The sequence below is a fragment of the Flavobacterium sp. KACC 22763 genome (assembly GCF_028736155.1).
Classification (GTDB): Bacteria; Bacteroidota; Bacteroidia; order Flavobacteriales; family Flavobacteriaceae; genus Flavobacterium.
The window spans coordinates 949,943-966,977 of record NZ_CP117879.1; the positions used below are offsets into that span (position 1 = coordinate 949,943).

The 17,035-nt window shown below is 35.3% G+C and carries 14 protein-coding genes; 5 read left to right on the forward strand and 9 right to left on the reverse strand.

Features of this window, described 5'->3' with window-relative positions; all coding sequences use genetic code 11:
- Window positions 1–214: 214 nt before the first annotated feature.
- The 5 genes from PQ463_RS04110 to PQ463_RS04130 all read right to left on the reverse strand — a co-directional run bounded on the left by PQ463_RS04110 (window position 215) and on the right by PQ463_RS04130 (window position 7,530).
- Window positions 215–541, reverse strand: a complete 327-nt coding sequence (locus PQ463_RS04110) for a DMT family transporter (RefSeq protein ID WP_111376437.1) — start codon at window positions 539–541, stop codon at window positions 215–217.
- A gap of 272 nt (window positions 542–813) precedes the next feature.
- Window positions 814–1,374, reverse strand: a complete 561-nt coding sequence (locus tag PQ463_RS04115; protein ID WP_202001976.1) for a Crp/Fnr family transcriptional regulator — start codon at window positions 1,372–1,374, stop codon at window positions 814–816.
- Between the two features lie 160 nt (window positions 1,375–1,534).
- Window positions 1,535–3,025, reverse strand: a complete 1,491-nt coding sequence (locus PQ463_RS04120; RefSeq protein WP_274256432.1) for a TolC family protein — start codon at window positions 3,023–3,025, stop codon at window positions 1,535–1,537.
- Window positions 3,026–3,268: 243 nt separating this feature from the next.
- Window positions 3,269–6,385, reverse strand: a complete 3,117-nt coding sequence (locus PQ463_RS04125) for an efflux RND transporter permease subunit (protein WP_274256433.1) — start codon at window positions 6,383–6,385, stop codon at window positions 3,269–3,271.
- Between the two features lie 50 nt (window positions 6,386–6,435).
- Entirely contained in the window at window positions 6,436–7,530 is a 1,095-nt protein-coding gene (locus PQ463_RS04130) for an efflux RND transporter periplasmic adaptor subunit (RefSeq protein ID WP_274256434.1), read from the reverse strand.
- 892 nt (window positions 7,531–8,422) lie between these two features.
- On the opposite strand from PQ463_RS04130, the gene PQ463_RS04135 reads away from it, so the two are divergent.
- From PQ463_RS04135 to PQ463_RS04155, 5 genes are all read left to right on the forward strand, one after another.
- Window positions 8,423–8,818: a hypothetical protein gene (locus PQ463_RS04135; RefSeq protein ID WP_274256435.1), complete on the forward strand. Its 396-nt coding sequence runs from the start codon at window positions 8,423–8,425 to the stop codon at window positions 8,816–8,818.
- A gap of 5 nt (window positions 8,819–8,823) precedes the next feature.
- Window positions 8,824–9,261 carry a hypothetical protein gene (locus PQ463_RS04140; RefSeq protein WP_274256436.1) on the forward strand — a complete coding sequence of 146 codons (438 nt, stop codon included), beginning with the start codon at window positions 8,824–8,826 and terminating at the stop codon, window positions 9,259–9,261.
- 88 nt (window positions 9,262–9,349) lie between these two features.
- A complete protein-coding gene (locus tag PQ463_RS04145) occupies window positions 9,350–9,586 on the forward strand; it encodes a hypothetical protein (protein WP_274256437.1) in 237 nt (78 codons plus the stop codon).
- A 77-nt stretch (window positions 9,587–9,663) separates the two neighbouring features.
- Window positions 9,664–10,245, forward strand: a complete 582-nt coding sequence (locus PQ463_RS04150; RefSeq protein ID WP_274256438.1) for a hypothetical protein — start codon at window positions 9,664–9,666, stop codon at window positions 10,243–10,245.
- A gap of 253 nt (window positions 10,246–10,498) precedes the next feature.
- Window positions 10,499–10,939, forward strand: a complete 441-nt coding sequence (locus PQ463_RS04155; protein ID WP_274256440.1) for a hypothetical protein — start codon at window positions 10,499–10,501, stop codon at window positions 10,937–10,939.
- Between the two features lie 149 nt (window positions 10,940–11,088).
- On the opposite strand, the gene PQ463_RS04160 is transcribed toward PQ463_RS04155, so the two are convergent.
- The 4 genes from PQ463_RS04160 to gnd all read right to left on the reverse strand — a co-directional run bounded on the left by PQ463_RS04160 (window position 11,089) and on the right by gnd (window position 16,827).
- On the reverse strand, window positions 11,089–12,813 hold the full coding sequence (locus PQ463_RS04160) for a tetratricopeptide repeat protein (protein WP_274256441.1): 1,725 nt from the start codon (window positions 12,811–12,813) through the stop codon (window positions 11,089–11,091).
- Between the two features lie 331 nt (window positions 12,814–13,144).
- Window positions 13,145–13,861 (reverse strand): 6-phosphogluconolactonase, encoded by a 717-nt coding sequence (gene pgl / locus PQ463_RS04165; RefSeq protein WP_274256442.1) that lies wholly within the window; start codon window positions 13,859–13,861, stop codon window positions 13,145–13,147.
- The gene (gene zwf / locus PQ463_RS04170) at window positions 13,842–15,383 is read right to left on the reverse strand and encodes a glucose-6-phosphate dehydrogenase (RefSeq protein ID WP_274256443.1); all 1,542 of its coding nucleotides are present in this window, start codon (window positions 15,381–15,383) and stop codon (window positions 13,842–13,844) included. Before zwf ends, pgl begins: the two co-directional genes overlap by 20 nt.
- A gap of 34 nt (window positions 15,384–15,417) precedes the next feature.
- Window positions 15,418–16,827, reverse strand: coding sequence for an NADP-dependent phosphogluconate dehydrogenase (gene gnd, locus PQ463_RS04175; protein ID WP_274256444.1), 1,410 nt, complete (start codon window positions 16,825–16,827; stop codon window positions 15,418–15,420).
- Window positions 16,828–17,035: the final 208 nt, after the last annotated feature.

A 17,035-nucleotide genomic window follows, 5' to 3' on the forward strand; every position in this document is an offset into this window, starting at 1 on the left:
TTAACACATAGAAACATAGTTTGTAGGACTTAAGAAAGGCGTTTCACTTTTCTAAAAATCACATAGCTATTATCTATGTGTTAGAAACTCGTTTCTTTCAATTACCTTTTTTTGAGAAAGAAAAATCTATGTTTCTATGTGTTTAAAAAACAAAAAAACTTTGCCAAAGCCTAATGCTCTGACAAAGTTGTATCCAAATTCGTGTAATATATTTTTAGTGAGAAACTGCCTTTAACCCAACAATAGAACCAACTAAAGTAGCCAAGAAAAACAATCTCCAGAAAGCTGCTGGTTCTTTAAAAATAAATATTCCAACTAAAACAGTTCCTACAGCTCCAATTCCAGTCCACACAGCATAAGCAGTTCCTAGCGGAAGCGTTTCTGTAGCTTTCATTAGTAAAAGCATACTAATGGTTAAAGATATAAAGAAGCCAATATACCAATAGTACATTTCGGTACCAGTAGTTGCTTTTGCTTTTCCGAGACATGATGCGAAGGCTACTTCAAATAGACCCGCGATGATTAAAATAATCCAGTTCATATAGTTAAAATTTTGTGATGCAAAGTTCTTTTATGGAAATCAGAAAAAAATTAACAAATGATAAAAAATGAAGTTATTTTACTACCATTGAAATAGAACAAAATTTAATTTTAACACATATAAACATAGATTTTTTAATTGCTCCTTTTAATAAGATTAGAGAAAAAGCTAGCTTTCACACATAGCTATGTGTATTGAAATTAGTGAAACGCCTTTTTTAAAGTTTCTAAAAGCTATGTTTCTATGTGTTAAAATAATTTCCACTAACTGTGTTATTTTAATTCTGCACGAATTCTGCTTAAACTGACTTGTGTTATTCCCAAATAAGAAGCAATGTGTCCTAGTTGAACTCTTTGCAAGAGTTCGGGATGATCTTTCATTAATTCCAAATAGCGTTCAGAAGCATTTTTGAATTGTTTAGAAATCAAACGTTCTTCGGTTTTGATTAATTCTTTTTCTGCAAATTTTCGTCCCCAATTGGCTATATGAACATCTTCATTAAAGAGTTTTCTAAGATTTTCCGTTTTGAGTTCGTACAATTCGCAGTCTTCCAAAAGTTCGATGGTTTCATAACCAGGTTGATCTTCCACATAACTTTTCATCGAAATAATGGTTTCGCCTTCTTTTCCAAACCAAAACGTAACTTCATTATCTCTTTCTACATAAGCTCGTACTAATCCTTTTTTTATAAAATAAATATTAGATTCTACTTTATTGGCTTTTAGCAAAATATGCCCTTTAGCAAAAGCAATTTCGGTGACATTGTTTTGCAAAGCAAGCTTAGATTGCTCAGGAAGTTGGTGTATGTAATCGAGAATTTTGGAAATATCCATCAACGGAATTTTATTATTTTGGAATAAAGGTAAAAAGTAAACGGTAAAATGAGTGTTGGTTTTATAAAAAAAAATCCCGTTTCAAAATAGAAACGGGACTTAAAAACAACCTCTGCGATGAGCTATTATAAACAGAAGCCATTTTTGACCAACATATAAACTAATTTATTCCTCCGCCTAAAGCTTTGTACAGCAATACTTGAGAGTTTGCATTTCGAAGTTGGATATCAACAAAATCCAATTCGGCTTGCAATTTATTTTTTTGCGCATTGATGATTTCCAGATAATTAGCATAACCGCTCAAATACAAGTCGTTTGAGACATTTACAGCAATTTCGAGATGATCAATTTCGTTCAATTTATATTTTAAAACATCTTCATAAGCTTCATTTCTGTGCAGTAAAGCACTTAATTCGTTGAACGCTGTCGTCACTGCGTTTTGATATTGAAGGAATGAGATTTCCTGCCTTCTATTAGAAACATAAAATTCCTGTTTGATTTGTCCTTTATTGAAAACAGGAGCTGTTAATCCGCCCAATAACTGCCATGCAAAAGAACCCGCGTCAAAAAGAGTGTTGAATGAGAATGAGTTGAATCCTGCATAACCGCCTAGATTTACTGTTGGGAAAAAGGCAGCGCGAGCCGATTTAGCATCGGCGTTACTTGCTAATAATTCGAAGTAAGCTTCAGATACATCGGGTCTTTTATGAATGATAGAATCTACACTTATTTTTTGGTTTAAAACTTCTAAATGTCCAGCTAAGAAATCGTTGCTTCGGTCAATTTTTCCGCCATATTCCCCCAAAAGAGTCAATAAAGCTTTCTCTGTCTGATCAATGCTTAAATGCAGTTCTGAGGCTTCGGCATGAATGTTATTGTTTTGCGCATTAAATTGCTGTACAGCCAATTCTGTAGCTTTTCCAACAGATCTTTGTGCAGAAACAATATCGAGAGCTCTTTCCTGCGTTTTCAAGTTGTTATCGTAAATCGACTTTTGTTTATCTAAAGCAATCAGCTTGAAATACAAGTCGGCAACATCACTTAAAAGACGTGTTTGCAAAAATCGCATTCCTTGTTGTGAAGCAAAAAATCGCTGTTGCGCTGCTTTTTTACGGTTGCTTAGTTTTCCCCAGATATCCGCTTCCCAAGAAACTTTTGCTCCTAGAAAAAAGTTAGGAGAAACATTTTCATTGATTTTTTGTTTGTCTGTAATATTCTGAGAAAAGTTAGTATCAAAGTTCCCAACGCCTTCCATCGTATATTTTCCGTAATGCGTTCCCGAAGCATCCGCCACAAAATCTAAAGAAGGAAGAAGCGCCAGTTTTGCCACTTTTAAATGTGAATTGGCAATTAAAATTCTTTCCTGCATAATTAAGTAATCAGGATTCTTGGCAATGGCTTTCTTTAATAAAGCTTCTAATTTTGGGTCTTTAAAAAAGGTTTCTGTTTTTAATGGAATAAAAGTCTCGTTTGATGCTTCTTTTCTTTGTGCATCAAAATTTTCTGGAAGCTTTGCAGCGTCTAGTTTTGTACTGACTTTAGGTGCAGAACAAGCTGTCAAAAGTAAAATTCCGGTTATTACAACGGCACTTTTGGTTGTCCTTAGAAACTGCACATCAGCATTTTTATATTGATTTAATATCTCTTTCATTGTTTAATTTTATTTGTTCAATCTTTTGTCTAAATTTTTATTTTAACACATAGAAACATAGATTTTTCTTTTCAAAAGGGAGTTGAAAGAAACTAGTTTCTAACACATAGCTGAATGAACATAGTCCAAAGTTTCAACTTTGGGATCTGGTGATTACCATACAGCTATGTTTATTTAAGTTAAGTGAAACGCCTTTAAACGCTTTCCAAATCCTATGATTCTATGTGTTTAAAAAATTACACATTAAGATTTACTCATTCGTTTTTCCAATTTTGCAAACAGTATGTAAAGTCCAGGAATGATTAAAAGACCAAACACAGTTCCGATTAACATTCCACCTGCAGCTGCCGTACCGATCGAACGGTTACCAATTGCACCCGCACCAGAAGCGATACACAACGGAATCAATCCTGAAATAAAAGCAAAAGAGGTCATCAAAATAGGACGGAAACGAAGTCTTGCTCCTTCAATTGCCGCTTCGACAATATCGCGTCCGAGTTTATTTTGTGCCATAGCAAACTCTACAATCAGAATGGCGTTCTTGGCGAGCAGACCAATCAGCATGACGAGTGCTACTTGAGCGTAAATGTTATTATCGAGTCCAACCATTACAAGCGCAATGTAAGAACCAAAAACTCCAACCGGTAGACTTAATAATACTGGAAACGGAAGCAATAAACTTTCGTATTGAGCGGCAAGCAATAAGTATACAAAAAGTATACAAAGCGCAAAAATGTATATGGTTTGGTTACCAGAAAGAATCTCTTCACGTGTCATACCAGACCATTCCAATTCGAAACGGCTTGGCAGTTTTTCAGCCGCAATTTTTTCTACAGCAGCAATAGCATCTCCAGAGCTATAACCTTCGGCTGGTTCACCGTTAATCATAGCCGACATGTACATGTTGTAACGCGTTAAAACCTCAGGACCGTAAACTCTTTCTAATTTGATGAAAGTAGAAAACGGAACCATTTCGCCTGCATCATTCTTCAAATACATATCCAGAATGCTTTCTGGGTTTTGACGGAATTGCGGACTTGCCTGAACCATTACTTTATACATTTGAGAGAAACGGATAAAATTGGTTGCATAAAATGAACCTAACATGGTTTGCAAAGTGCTCATGGCATTATCAACCGAAATTCCTTTTTTGGCCGCCAAATCGTAATCAATATGAATTAAATACTGCGGGAAAGTGGCATCAAAACTTGAGAAAGAGTTCTGAATTTCTGGCGAAGCATTTAGTTCTTTTATAAATTCTTTGGTCACTTTATCGGTATTGGTAATGCTTCCTCCAGATTTATCCAGCAAACGAAGCTCAAAACCACTCGTGTTACCAAAACCAGGAACGGTTGGCGGTGCAAAAATCTCGATTTGCGCATCAGTAATGTTTTTGGTTTTTTCTGTAAGTTCCGCCATGAATTCGGTTACCGAAATATCACGTTCACTCCAGTCTTTTAAGTTGATCATTCCCATACCGTACGAAGCTCCAGCGATTTCAGTTACAATACTGTATCCTGCAAGAGTCGTTACGTTGTCTACACCTTTAATTCCTTGAGCAATTTTAGTCACTTCATCCAAAGCTTTTTCGGTACGTTCTACGGTTGCTCCTTGTGGTGTTGTAACACTTACGTAAACCATTCCCTGATCTTCAGTTGGGATAAATCCTGAGGCTAAGAATTTTGTTGTTCCCCAAGTTAATACGCAAAACAGCACCAATAAACCAACAGTAACGGTATTACGATCAGCAAATTTTACTAATACTTTGATGTATTTTGACGTAATATTATCAAACCAATGATTGAATCTATGGAAGAAACGGTCTAAAAGCGATTTTTTCTCTTTGTTTGGATCGTGCGCTTTAAGCATAATAGCACAAAGGGCAGGAGTAAGGGTAAGGGCGTTAATACCCGAAATCACGATACTAATTGCCATTGTCAATGAGAACTGCCTGTAGAAAACCCCGACAGGACCGCTTAAGAAAGCAACGGGAATAAATACCGCGGCCATTACAATTGTAATTGCAATAACGGCACCTGTAATTTCTTTCATGGCGCTAATGGTAGCTTCCATTGGCGACATATGTTCTTCGGAGATTTTTACGTGAACGGCTTCGACTACGACAATCGCATTATCGACCACAATTCCGATGGAAAGTACTAAAGCGAAAAGTGTCAATAAGTTAATCGAGAATCCCATCATCGACATAAAGGTAAACGAACCAATAAGTGCTACAGGAACTGCCAATACTGGAATCAAAGTCGATCTCCAATCTTGAAGGAAAAGGAAAACAACGAACGCTACTAAAATAAAGGCTTCAACCAGTGTTCTCAATACTTCATGAATCGAAGCGTCAAGGAAACGGGAAACGTCGTAGGCAATATTAAATTCCATTCCAGGAGGAAAAGAAGAACCTTTTAATTCGGTCATTTTTTCTTTTACGCTAGCAATAACTTCAGAAGCATTCGAACCTGGACGTTGTTTTAGCATGATTGATGCAGAAGGTTTTCCATCGGTTTTAGAAACCATTCCGTAACTCATCGCACCAAATTCGATTTTCGAAATGTCTTTTAATCTTAAAATAGTTCCATCTGGATTCGCTCTTAACGGAATTTCCTCATATTGTTTTGGTTCGAAGAATTTTCCACCATACTTAATTACATATTGCAGCTGATTGTTCATTTGTCCCGAACCTTCACCAACTTTACCAGGTGCAGCAGAAATGTTTTGTTTTTGAAGGGAATTAATAACCTCATTTGCCGATATATTGTACGAAAGCATCTTTTCTGGATCTAGCCAAACACGCATTGAATATTCTTTCTGACCCATGATTTCGGCACGTCCGACACCATCAATACGTTTTAATTCCTGAAGGATATTAATATCGGTAAAGTTGAAGATAAACTGTTCATCTTGAGTTTTGTCGGTACTAGTAATATTCAAGTACATCAACATACTGTTCACCTCTTTTTCGGTTGTAACTCCGGCGCGAATTACCTCTTCTGGGAGCTCATCCAGAATCGTGGTAACCCTGTTCTGCACGTTTACGGCAGCCAGATCGGGATCGGTTCCTACTTCAAAGAAAACCTGAATTAAAGTCAAACCATCGTTGGAAGTTACTGTTGACATATAGGTCATTCCAGGCACACCATTTATGGCTCTTTCTAACGGAAGGGCGACGGCATTGGCCGAAACCTCTGCGTTTGCTCCTGTATATTTTGCTGTAACGGTTACAGACGGTGGTACAATGTCTGGGAATTGGGTAATAGGGAGCTGAAATAATGCCAGCAATCCCAGAAGGACTATCATAACCGAGATGATTAATGACAATATTTTCCTCCTGATAAATAACTCTATCATTTTAAATGTTTTAGATAAATAATTAAATAACTGTTTTACAGATCGATAATCTACATTTGTTTCATGTTGATTTTATCGCCGTCTCTCAATGATTGTGTGCCTTCTTGCACGATTAGGTCATCGCTTTTTAGACCTTCGTTTAAGATGTACACATCATCTAGAGTGGTTTCGATTGTAACATTTGTCATTTTAACTACTCCATCTTTGTTCACGCGGAAAACGTACTGTTTGTCCTGAATAGAAAAAACAGCTTTCTGCGGAATTAAAATTGCATTGGTTTTTGGCTCTGAAATAATGAGTTTGCCAGAAGTTCCGTGTTTGATAAATCCTTGCGGATTATGAAATTTTGCTTTGTATTGAATAGAACCAGTTTGTCTGTCGATTTCTCCGTCAGCAGTTCTTAATTCTCCTTTTTGATCGTAAACTTGTCCGTTTGGCAATACCAATTTGATATCGCCCTGAGTGTTTAAGGTTTTGTCTTCCATCATTTGGAAATACGTATTCTCTGGAATTGAGAAATACGCATAAACATCATCTAATTGAGAAACCGTGGTCAATAACGAACCGTTTTCTACCAAGCTTCCTTCTTTGAACGGAATACGGTCAATTGTTCCGTCAAATGGCGCGCGGATAGTGGTAAAGCTAATCTGTTGGTTGATTGCTTTTCTTTCTGCAGCTGCGTGAGCCAATTTTGCGGAAGCGGCATCATTTTTTGCTTTAGATAATTCCAATTCTTTGTCTGCAATTACTTTTTTATTGAAAAGAGTTTGCGCCTGTTCCAATTCCACCGTTGCAATTCTTAAATCGGCTTTTGCGCTTTTGTAAACCGCTTCGGCTTTTAGAAGTTGAATCTGAAGTTCAACATCGCTTATTTTAAAAAGGATTTGCCCTTTTTTTACTTTTTGTCCTTCGCTAACGTAAACTTTGTCTAATAGACCTGGAATACGCACGTGAATTTCTACATTGTTTTTAGCATGTACATCGGCAACAAATTTGCTCGAAACTATAGTGTCTTTAAGAGTTACCTTATAAATAGGAACTGTTTTTATGTTGTTTGAATCTTTTTTTGCTTTATCTCCGCACGAGACTAAAACGAATAAAGCCAAGGTGCATAAAAGGAATGGATTTTTATAAATGCTCATCATTAGGTTTAAATTTTTGAATAAATAGATGTGCTCCCTTGATACTGAAATATGGGGAGTCTGAATTTGGATTTTGAAAATAATAAGGCTTACGGATGCTTCTTATTTAAAAAAGTACCGTTTTAGAGAATTGTTTTTATAGCAATATCAGCTCAATCACATACGTAAATGAGGTATTGTTCCAGAATACTAGAATATAAAAACGACGAAATTTTGCAGCCTAGAAAAGTTGGTACAAATGAAGATGGGGATGCCTCTCGATATGGTATATTGAAGCTATACCATAGATTAAGCTTTCTTTATAAAGCTTAAAATTAACCAAATTGCTGAGATACGGAGCTTTGATCGTACTTTGTTCCAAAGTAGTCGCTCTGCATTTCATTTTCTTTTTGAGCTTATAATGAACTTCTAAATTTTTAGAAGAAGAAAAGTCAGAAGAAAAAATCTGCGTGTCGTCTGCCGCAACGCTATCTAAGGTAATACAGCTGCTGAAAGTATAAATCGGCGAATACGTTTCGGTGCCTCTGAAAAAACAAAGCAACGAAAGTAAAACGATATATATGAACTTAGTGGGTTTCATACAACTACAGCAGGAATTACAATTTTGTTTCTTAGAAAGTGGGATTAATTATTCTTTAAGGTGCGCCAAATATAGTAATTTGAAAAGTAAGGGTTCTTAAAATTTTCTAAAAACTATGAGATTTAAAAATTTGATAATAATTGGGGGTGGTTTTTAGAGGGTTGGTTTTTTAGTGCCTTTCTTTTTATGAGATAGTATTGATTGGAATTGGAAAAATTCAGCCTTTAATTGGAAAGTTGTACATTTTTTGTTCCAGAAAGTTGTCTTTGCATTGGATATTAAATTACTTTTAATTGAATATTTTAAAAGTGTCTTATGAAATCAAGTGTTCTTGGAGCAATAAAATTGATATGTGTTTTTATATTTATTTTGCTATTCTTTAATTGTAATAAAAAGAGCGACTCAATTACTATCACAGTACATTCAATTGATAGTAAAACGAAATTGCCAAGACTTAAAACTTTTGATACAATCGAAGTAAGAACAGAAGGATTTGGTTTTATAAAAAAGACCTTTAAGAAAGTGGCAGAATACACAACAGATTCTACTGGTTCAGTTAAAATTATGCTTGATGGAACAGAAGGATATAATTTTTTGCTTCGCGGACCCAATATTTATGGCTCTGCAGAATTTTCTGAAGCATTTACCAAGGAAAAATTAAAAGATGGCCAAGAGGTGAATATAGAAGTTATTTCTCTTGATAATAAATAATTAAGATGAGAAAGGGAAGATTTTTATTGCTTTTAGTATTGTTAGTTATTTCGTGTACTCCAAAAGACACAATGAATTGTCATTACAAAATTAAATTTAAAAATAACTCTGATAGAGTTTTATATATCGAAACATCATCAGACACAATTTTATATAATTATAGCGATCCTAGACCTTATGCGACCAATACTCTTGTAAAAGCGAAAGCAGGTAATGATAATGTAGAAATAGGAACTGCCTATTTTCAAAGAAATGGAAAGCCAATGTGCATTGAGGATTTATATCAGAATGAAGAAAAAATATATTTATTTGTTTACGATTCTGTTGCATTAGGAAATAAAAAATGGGAAGAGATTACAAGGGATTATCTTATTGCTAAAAGGTTTGATTTTAGTTTGAATGAATTAAGAAAATCTGATTTTACTGTAGAGTATAGTGATTAAAAATCACTCCAATATGCAGGAAGAAGCTCTATCAATAAGGTTTTAGGAGAAAAAGTCCAAAGGCTTAGCGATAAATAAAATTGAAAATATGTATTTTATAATGATTTGCGAATATCGCACAGGAATTATTTTAGAGTTAGACTGTAAAACTAGATTTAATGATTTTGATGGGCAGGGAAATATTCCTAGATTGTCGTTTTTTGACTTAGAGAGCGCTGAAAAAAAGGCTGTAGAATTAATCAAAAGTAATAATGAACTGGAAGTTTCTATAGTTAGTGAAAATGACGTAGCATTTTCTAAAAGGCTTAGTTATAAAGATCTATAAATCTGCAAATAACTTTTGTGTCTGATAGCGCGGGGAATGGTTCATTATTGATAGTTTTGATGCTGAATAATATAATTATGAAAAGTAAAATTACCTTCTTTTGTTTGTTTTATGTACTCATTTTAAATGCACAAAAAAACAAAGATTTAACAATTAAAATTTTAAGCAAGAAAATTGTTGAAAATCAAAATGTCGACTTTGTTATAAAGAATCACACGAAAGAAAATTATTATATTTTGGTTGATACACTTTTCTTAGCGGATGCAAAATATGACAACGACTATTTTTTGAATCCCTATTTTGTTTTAGAGGATAAAAAAAATAATGAGGTTCTTAAAATTTCCGATATATCAGAAAAGGCAAGTAATGTTGATTTAAATAATAATCAGAGTTTTACTTTGGTAGAAATAAAATCAAGGGAAAAACTGTATTTCAAGTTACAATTTAAAGTAAAGAGAAATATCAGTAACCAACAAACTACTTATTTTTTAGTAGACCGAAAGGAAAAATATTATGCATCACTAAAGTATAAACTGTCTGAAATGTTTGTAGATATGAGCTATGTTAAAAAAATAATAGAGTCTCTCAAAAAAAAAGACTATAAGGTATTTACAGGCGCAATTGAATCAAATAAGATTCCAGTAGTTTTTGCTGAATAATTGTGTGAATTATTTATAATGATTTCCCTATAAAGAAGATTTGCAACCCGTATCCCTAAAGCATATCTACAAAGTGATAGAAAAAAATAAAAATTGTTAGGACAAATAAGATTTGATAATTGTAACGGGCACGGATTGCAAATCCGCGCTATCTGGATTTTTAAGAAGTATTTAGGATGGCGCAAAGTCGGAGACATTTGTGCAGCACTAGTGGGGAAGACTTCGGAGAGCTGGGAGAATAATTATAAATAATATGAAAAAGATAATATTATTATTGATTGCATTTAGTCTGATAAGTGCTTGTCAAGAGCCAAAAGATAGAAGTGATTGTCATTACAGTATTAAAATTAAAAACAATACAGATAAGATCTTGTATATCTATAGAGGATTTGATTCATTTATGCCGTCAGGAGACTTTCGTTCGGATCCATATTTTAAGCCTGTAGCTGCATTTGCTGGTAACGGAAATGTAGAGATTGGAGAAATTCGTTTTACAGGTGGTGGAAGACCAATATGTATTGAAGATGCAATGGGGATAAATGAAAAATTATATATATTTATATATGATTCCACGTTTATTGCTAACAAAAAATGGGAAGAAGTTTTAAAGGACAGTCTTATAGATAGACGACTTGAAGTTACTATAAAAGAATTGATAGAAAATAGTTTTATAATAAATTATGATAAAAAATGATTTAGCCCCTCGCTGATCTGAAAAGAGTTTCAAACTTAAATTAAAAAGCTGCGCAAATGTCTCTGACTTTGCGCATTTTTTTTGGTCTTAGAATTTTTAAACGTGATAAAAGTCTCCGACTTTTTAAGATGTCATCTTAAAAACTAAAATCACTCCAAAATACTAGAAGAACCCTTAATCTCAAAATCAGCATACTGCCAAGCATCATTAAAAGAGGTTTTAATTTTTAAAGCCTCTTTTTCTTTTTTCTGTAGTGTTAAAGAGTTGTAAAGTCCGATTAGGGCAAAGCCGTTTTTCGGGAGTGTTTGTAAATCTTGTTTGTATACTTTTTCAGCTTCGGCGTATTTTCCAGCTTTCAGTAAAATAGTGCCTAAATAATGTCTAACGGAGAAAAACCAGTCTGGCGGTTCGTTGTAATTTAACTGATCTTCAATTTCTATTGCTTTGTTTAAAAGAACAATGGCTTTATCCAAATTATTCTTTTTGGCCTCAACACCTGCTGAAAGCACATTAGCAGCAATCTGAACAAGATCATAAGTCGTATTGATATTCCAAATTGTAACCTCTTTTAAGGTTTTATCTTTGGCTAATTGGTTTAGAGAAGCAAGCTGTTTTTCGGCATTGGCAATGTCATTTTTTCCGAGATATGCCATTCCTCTGGCATAATGCCAAATTGCATTTGGATATACGAGATCTTTTTCAGGTTGTGGAATCTCCACGATTTTATCCCACATCGAGAATTTTACAGCGATATAATACGGAATGCTATAATAATGCTGTAATGTTCCCCAGCCAGCCTCACGCATGATTTTAGGAGACATATGCTGCTGTAATATTTGTGCCGATTCCCAAGCTAATTTTGAATTTCCTTCTAAAGCCGCTGTAGCTACCAAAAAATGATAATTGTGCGGATAATAGGCTAGAGGATAAGCGCCTTGTGCATGGCAGGCAGTTGTATACAAACTATCAATTTTAACCGCTTCAATGTTAGAAAGTGTGCCCTCATGATAATCTCCCGTACGAATGTAAATATGAGATGGCATGTGAACTAAATGTCCCGAACCAGGAACTAAAGTTTCTAGTAATTTAGCACTTTTGAGTCCGTTTTCTGGATGAGCAGAAGCTTCTACAGCATGAACCAAAAAATGATGTGCGCCTGGATGTTTCGGATTTTTTTTAATTAATTCGTTTAGAACAGCTAGTATTTCGGGAGTCCATTTTTTAGGTACTCCAGTACCTTTTTCATACAAATCCCACGGATGAAGATTCATCTGCGATTCCGCGTAAAGCGCGCCAATATCTGGATCTGAAGGAAACTGAGCGTATACTTTTTTCATCGCTTCGGAATACGCAATGTCAAGCGGTTTTCTGTCTGCGGGAGGATTTTTAGCATAACGCACTAATAATGCATCAATCATAGCAATTTCTTTCGGAGAACACTTGGCAGAAAGTTTTTTAGCTTTTTGAGCCGCATCATAAGCACGCTGAAAATTATCTTCTTCCATTCCCGCATTATAATTCGGACCTAAAACATACGCAAAACCCCAATACGCCATAGCACAATTCGGATCTAAACGTGAAGCTTCATAAAATGATCTTGCTGCTTCGGCATGATTGAATCCGTAAGCCAGCATCATTCCTTGATTGAAGTATTCCTGTGCTTCGGGATTATGGGTTGTAATTTTAAAATTTACACCATCAAGACCTTTAAATTTTGGTGCTTTTTTGTTTTGGGTGTACCAATCTTTATCGTTCGTTTTCGGAATATAGCACCCTTGCGAAGCACTGACTTTAACTGATTTGGGTTCTGTGTTTTTTTCTTTACAGCAAACAAAAAGAAGAAAAACCGCAATTAGGAAGTAATTATATTTCATTGCAAAATGGTTTTGAAATTATATAATCAGTGTAAAAGCTCGAGAAGAATAAAAAAAGATGCTTATAGTATAATAGTTTGATACGGAGAGTATTAAACAAAATTAAATAAAAAAGAAGTAGGTTTTTTAAATATTTGTTTTTCAGTGTTTTGTGGTCGGCTTTTGAATTGTTTTGAGCATAAAAGTTCTCCCGCAGATTTTGCAGATTTAGTAGATTTTTTTAATTAGAATATCTGCCAAATCTGCCAGATCTGCGAGAGAAAAAAAATCAAAAAAATAAGGTCTACACTTTTCAGCATAGACCTTAAATTATATGGAAATAAATAATTTCTTAGTTTGTTCCTGCAGCAACTTTATCCACCAAAAACAATAATTCGCCCGAAACGGGTTTGATTAATTGCATTGGGTATAAAGTCGGATTGTATTCGCCAGTTGTTACTTCTTTCAAAGCGTGAACTTTCTTTTCTCCAAAAGCGACAACCACAATTTTTTCTGCTTTATTGATTAATGGAGCTGTAAGCGTGATACGATACATTTTTTGTGGAGCCAAATAATAAGCATCAACCCATTTAGTTTGTTCTTCTAGAACTGCTTCACCTGGAAAAAGAGAAGCTGTGTGTCCGTCGTCTCCCATGCCCAAAAGAATCAGATCAAATTTTCCTTCTTCACCTAAAAGAGTTCTGATAGACTTTTCGTATTTAGCTGCATAAGCCTCAGGTGTAACACCATCTTTGTACATTTCAAAAATGTTTTCTTGCGGAATAGGAACGTGGCTTAATAAAGTTGAATAAGACATTTTAGCATTACTCAAATCATCATTTAACGGAACCCATCTTTCGTCACCCCAAAAAATATACACTTTGCTCCAGTCTATTTTATTTTTGTAAGCATCAGAAGCCAATAATTTATAGATTCCAGCAGGAGAAGAACCTCCTGTAAGAACAGCTGTAAATTGGTCTTTTGCAGCAATTGCCTTCTGAGCCGATTCTACAAAAAGATCTGCTGCTTTAGTATTAATTTCGTCGGTGTTATTGTATATCTGTACCATCTAGAATTTCTTCTTCTTTTTTAATGTTTTGTGTATTCGGAATCCATTTGTGTCCTTGACGTGCCAATAATTCGTCGGCTTCTTCTGGACCCCAGCTTCCTGCTTTGTAATTTGGGAAATTGGTTGGAGCAGTTGTTTTCCAAACTTGCTGAATCGTTTCAATCGCATCCCAAGCTTCTTCCACCTGATCCCAACGCATAAATAGAGTAGGATCTCCTGCCAAAGCATCGGCTAACAAAGTTTCGTAAGCTTCTGGAGACATCGTAGAACATTCAAAATAATCAAAAACCATTTCAGCAGGTCGTAAAGACATAGACAAACCTGGTTTTTTAGTCATAAACTGTAATTTGATGTCCATAGACGGCTGAATATTAATAATCAGTCGGTTAGGAGTCATACCTTCTTTTCCGTAAGAAAATGAAGAATGCGGGACTGGTTTAAACTGAATGATGATCGAAGACTGTTTTTCTTCCATTCTTTTTCCTGAACGCAAATAGAACGGAATTCCTTGCCATCTCCAGTTGTCCAGATAAATTTTCATTGCCACATACGTTTCTGTATTAGAATCTGGAGCAATTCCTTTATCCTGACGGTAACCTGGAACTGGTTTTCCGTTAATTTCTCCAGCGTCGTATTGACCTCTTACAATGTAATGGTCAACTTCTTCCGGTTTAATTCTGCGGATTGATTTCAAGACATCTGCTTTACGATTTCTAATGTCGTCTGCTGCCAAAGAAGCAGGCGCTTCCATAGCTGTCATACATAAAATCTGAAACAAATGATTCTGAATCATGTCTTTCAATGCACCAACACCTTCATAGAACCCGCCGCGTTCTTCAACGCCGACTTCTTCTGCAACGGTAATCTGCACGAAATCAATAAAATTACGGCTCCATAAAGGCTCAAACATTGAATTTCCAAAACGGAAAGCCAAAATATTCTGAACCGTTTCTTTTCCTAAATAATGGTCAATTCTATAAATCTGCTCTTCTTTGAAAGTCTGCGAAAGCATTTCATTCAACTCGATTGCAGAAGCTTTATCGTAACCAAAAGGTTTTTCAATAATAATACGATCCTGTTTGGCATTCGCCGCAAGGCCAATTTTCTTGATATTGCTCGAAATGGTCGAGATAAAAGAAGGTGTTATAGAAAGATAGAAAAGACGGTTTGAACGTTCGCCAAAAGCGAGATCAAAATTGTTGATTTTCTCGTTTAATCCGATATACGATTCTTCCTTGTCAATATCAAGACTGTGATAAGTGATGTGCGAAAGAAACTTTTCTGTTTCTGGATCATTAATGCCTTTTCTTCTTGAGAATAGATTTAGATTTTCTGCTACATAAGCGCGAAAATCTTCATTGGTTTTCTCAGCTCTTCCAAGAGCAATAATCTGAAACTTTTCAGACATGCGTCCGTCAAGGTACAGATTTTGAAAAGCGGGGAAGAGCTTTCTTTTTGCTAGATCCCCAGTTCCTCCAAAAATAACAATGATGGTTGGATTCTTTAGTTTATTTTTAGTCATTGTGTGGTTTAGTTGTGTTGTTTTTTTAGTTGTCTTATTCAGTCCATTGGGTATGGAAAACGCCTTCTTTGTCGATACGTTCGTAAGTGTGTGCTCCAAAGAAATCGCGTTGTGCCTGAATTAGGTTTGTTGGCAGATTTGCAGATCTGTAAGCATCGAAATACGATAACGAATTCATTAATCCTGAAACTGGCAATCCTTTTTGAACTGCAAACTGAATTACAGAACGCATTCCTGCTTGATTTTCGGTTAGTTTTGAAGCAATTTCAGAATCTAAAAGCAAGTTTGGCAAGTCTGATTTTGCGACATATGCTTTTCTGAAATCTTCTAAAATAGTCGCACGAATAATACATCCGCCACGCCAGATTTTAGCAACTGTTTCTAAGTTTAATCCGTAATTATATTCTTTAGAAGCCGTGTGAAGCTGAGCTAAACCTTGAGCGTAAGTTACTACGATAGAAAAGAACAAAGCCGATTTTAAAGATGCAATTGCCTCGTTTTGAGAAACATTTGCTTCATCAGCGTTCCAAACTAACTTTTTAGCAGCTTCAATTCTTTCTGGTTTGGTTTTAGACATATCGCGCATGTTAACCGCTGCGTCGATTGTCGGAACTGGAACTTGCAAGTCCATTGCATTTTGCGAAGTCCATTTCCCTGTTCCTTTAGATCTTGCCCAATCCGAAATTTTATTAATTAAAAGACCTCCGTCTGTATCTTCTTGTTTTAAGATTTTTCCTGTGATTTCAATCAGATACGATCTCAAATCATCAGTCTGGTTCCATTCTTCAAAAGTTTTCTGAATCGTTGCATCATCTAGATTATAACCTCTTTTCATTAAGTCATAAATCTCAGAGATTAATTGCATGATTCCGTATTCAATTCCGTTATGGACCATTTTTACATAGTTTCCAGCAGAACCGTTTCCTAAATATTCTACGCAAGGTTCGCCATCTACTTTTGCCGCAATTGCTTCAAAAATAGGACGTAATCTTTCATAAGCTTTCTGATCTCCACCAGGCATCATAGCAGGACCGAAACGTGCGCCTTTTTCACCACCCGAAATTCCCATTCCAAAGAAGTGGATTCCCTTTTCAGACAATTCAATAAATCTTCTGTCAGTATCAGTAAAATAAGTGTTTCCGCCGTCAATAATGATGTCTCCTTTATCTAAGTGAGGCAATAAACTTGCAATGGCGCTGTCAACTGGTTTTCCAGCAGGAACCAATAACATAATTGCTCTTGGCTGCTGAATAAGCTCCACAAAATGTTTTACATCTGTCGTTGCTTCAATAGTGTGATTGGCATCGGCTTCTTGTTGAAGAGAATTGACTTTTTCGGTGTCTAAGTCTAAACCTGCAGCCGCAAAGTTATGGCTGGCGATATTTAAAAGTAGGTTACGACCCATTACGCCGAGTCCTACAATTCCAAAATCAAATTTGCTCATAGTTTTCAATTAACTAAATTATTAGAAGAATGTTTTTGCAGCAAAAAGTAAGAGAAAGTATGGTAATTCTTTTTCATTCAATGTTTTGCCAAAAAACAATGGTTATTTTAATCTTACATTTCAAAATGTAGACCGCTAAGTTAGAGAAAAATGCTGAAAAATAAGGGGTAAAATCGTTCACTTTTGGTCTTTATTGTGATACTTTTTA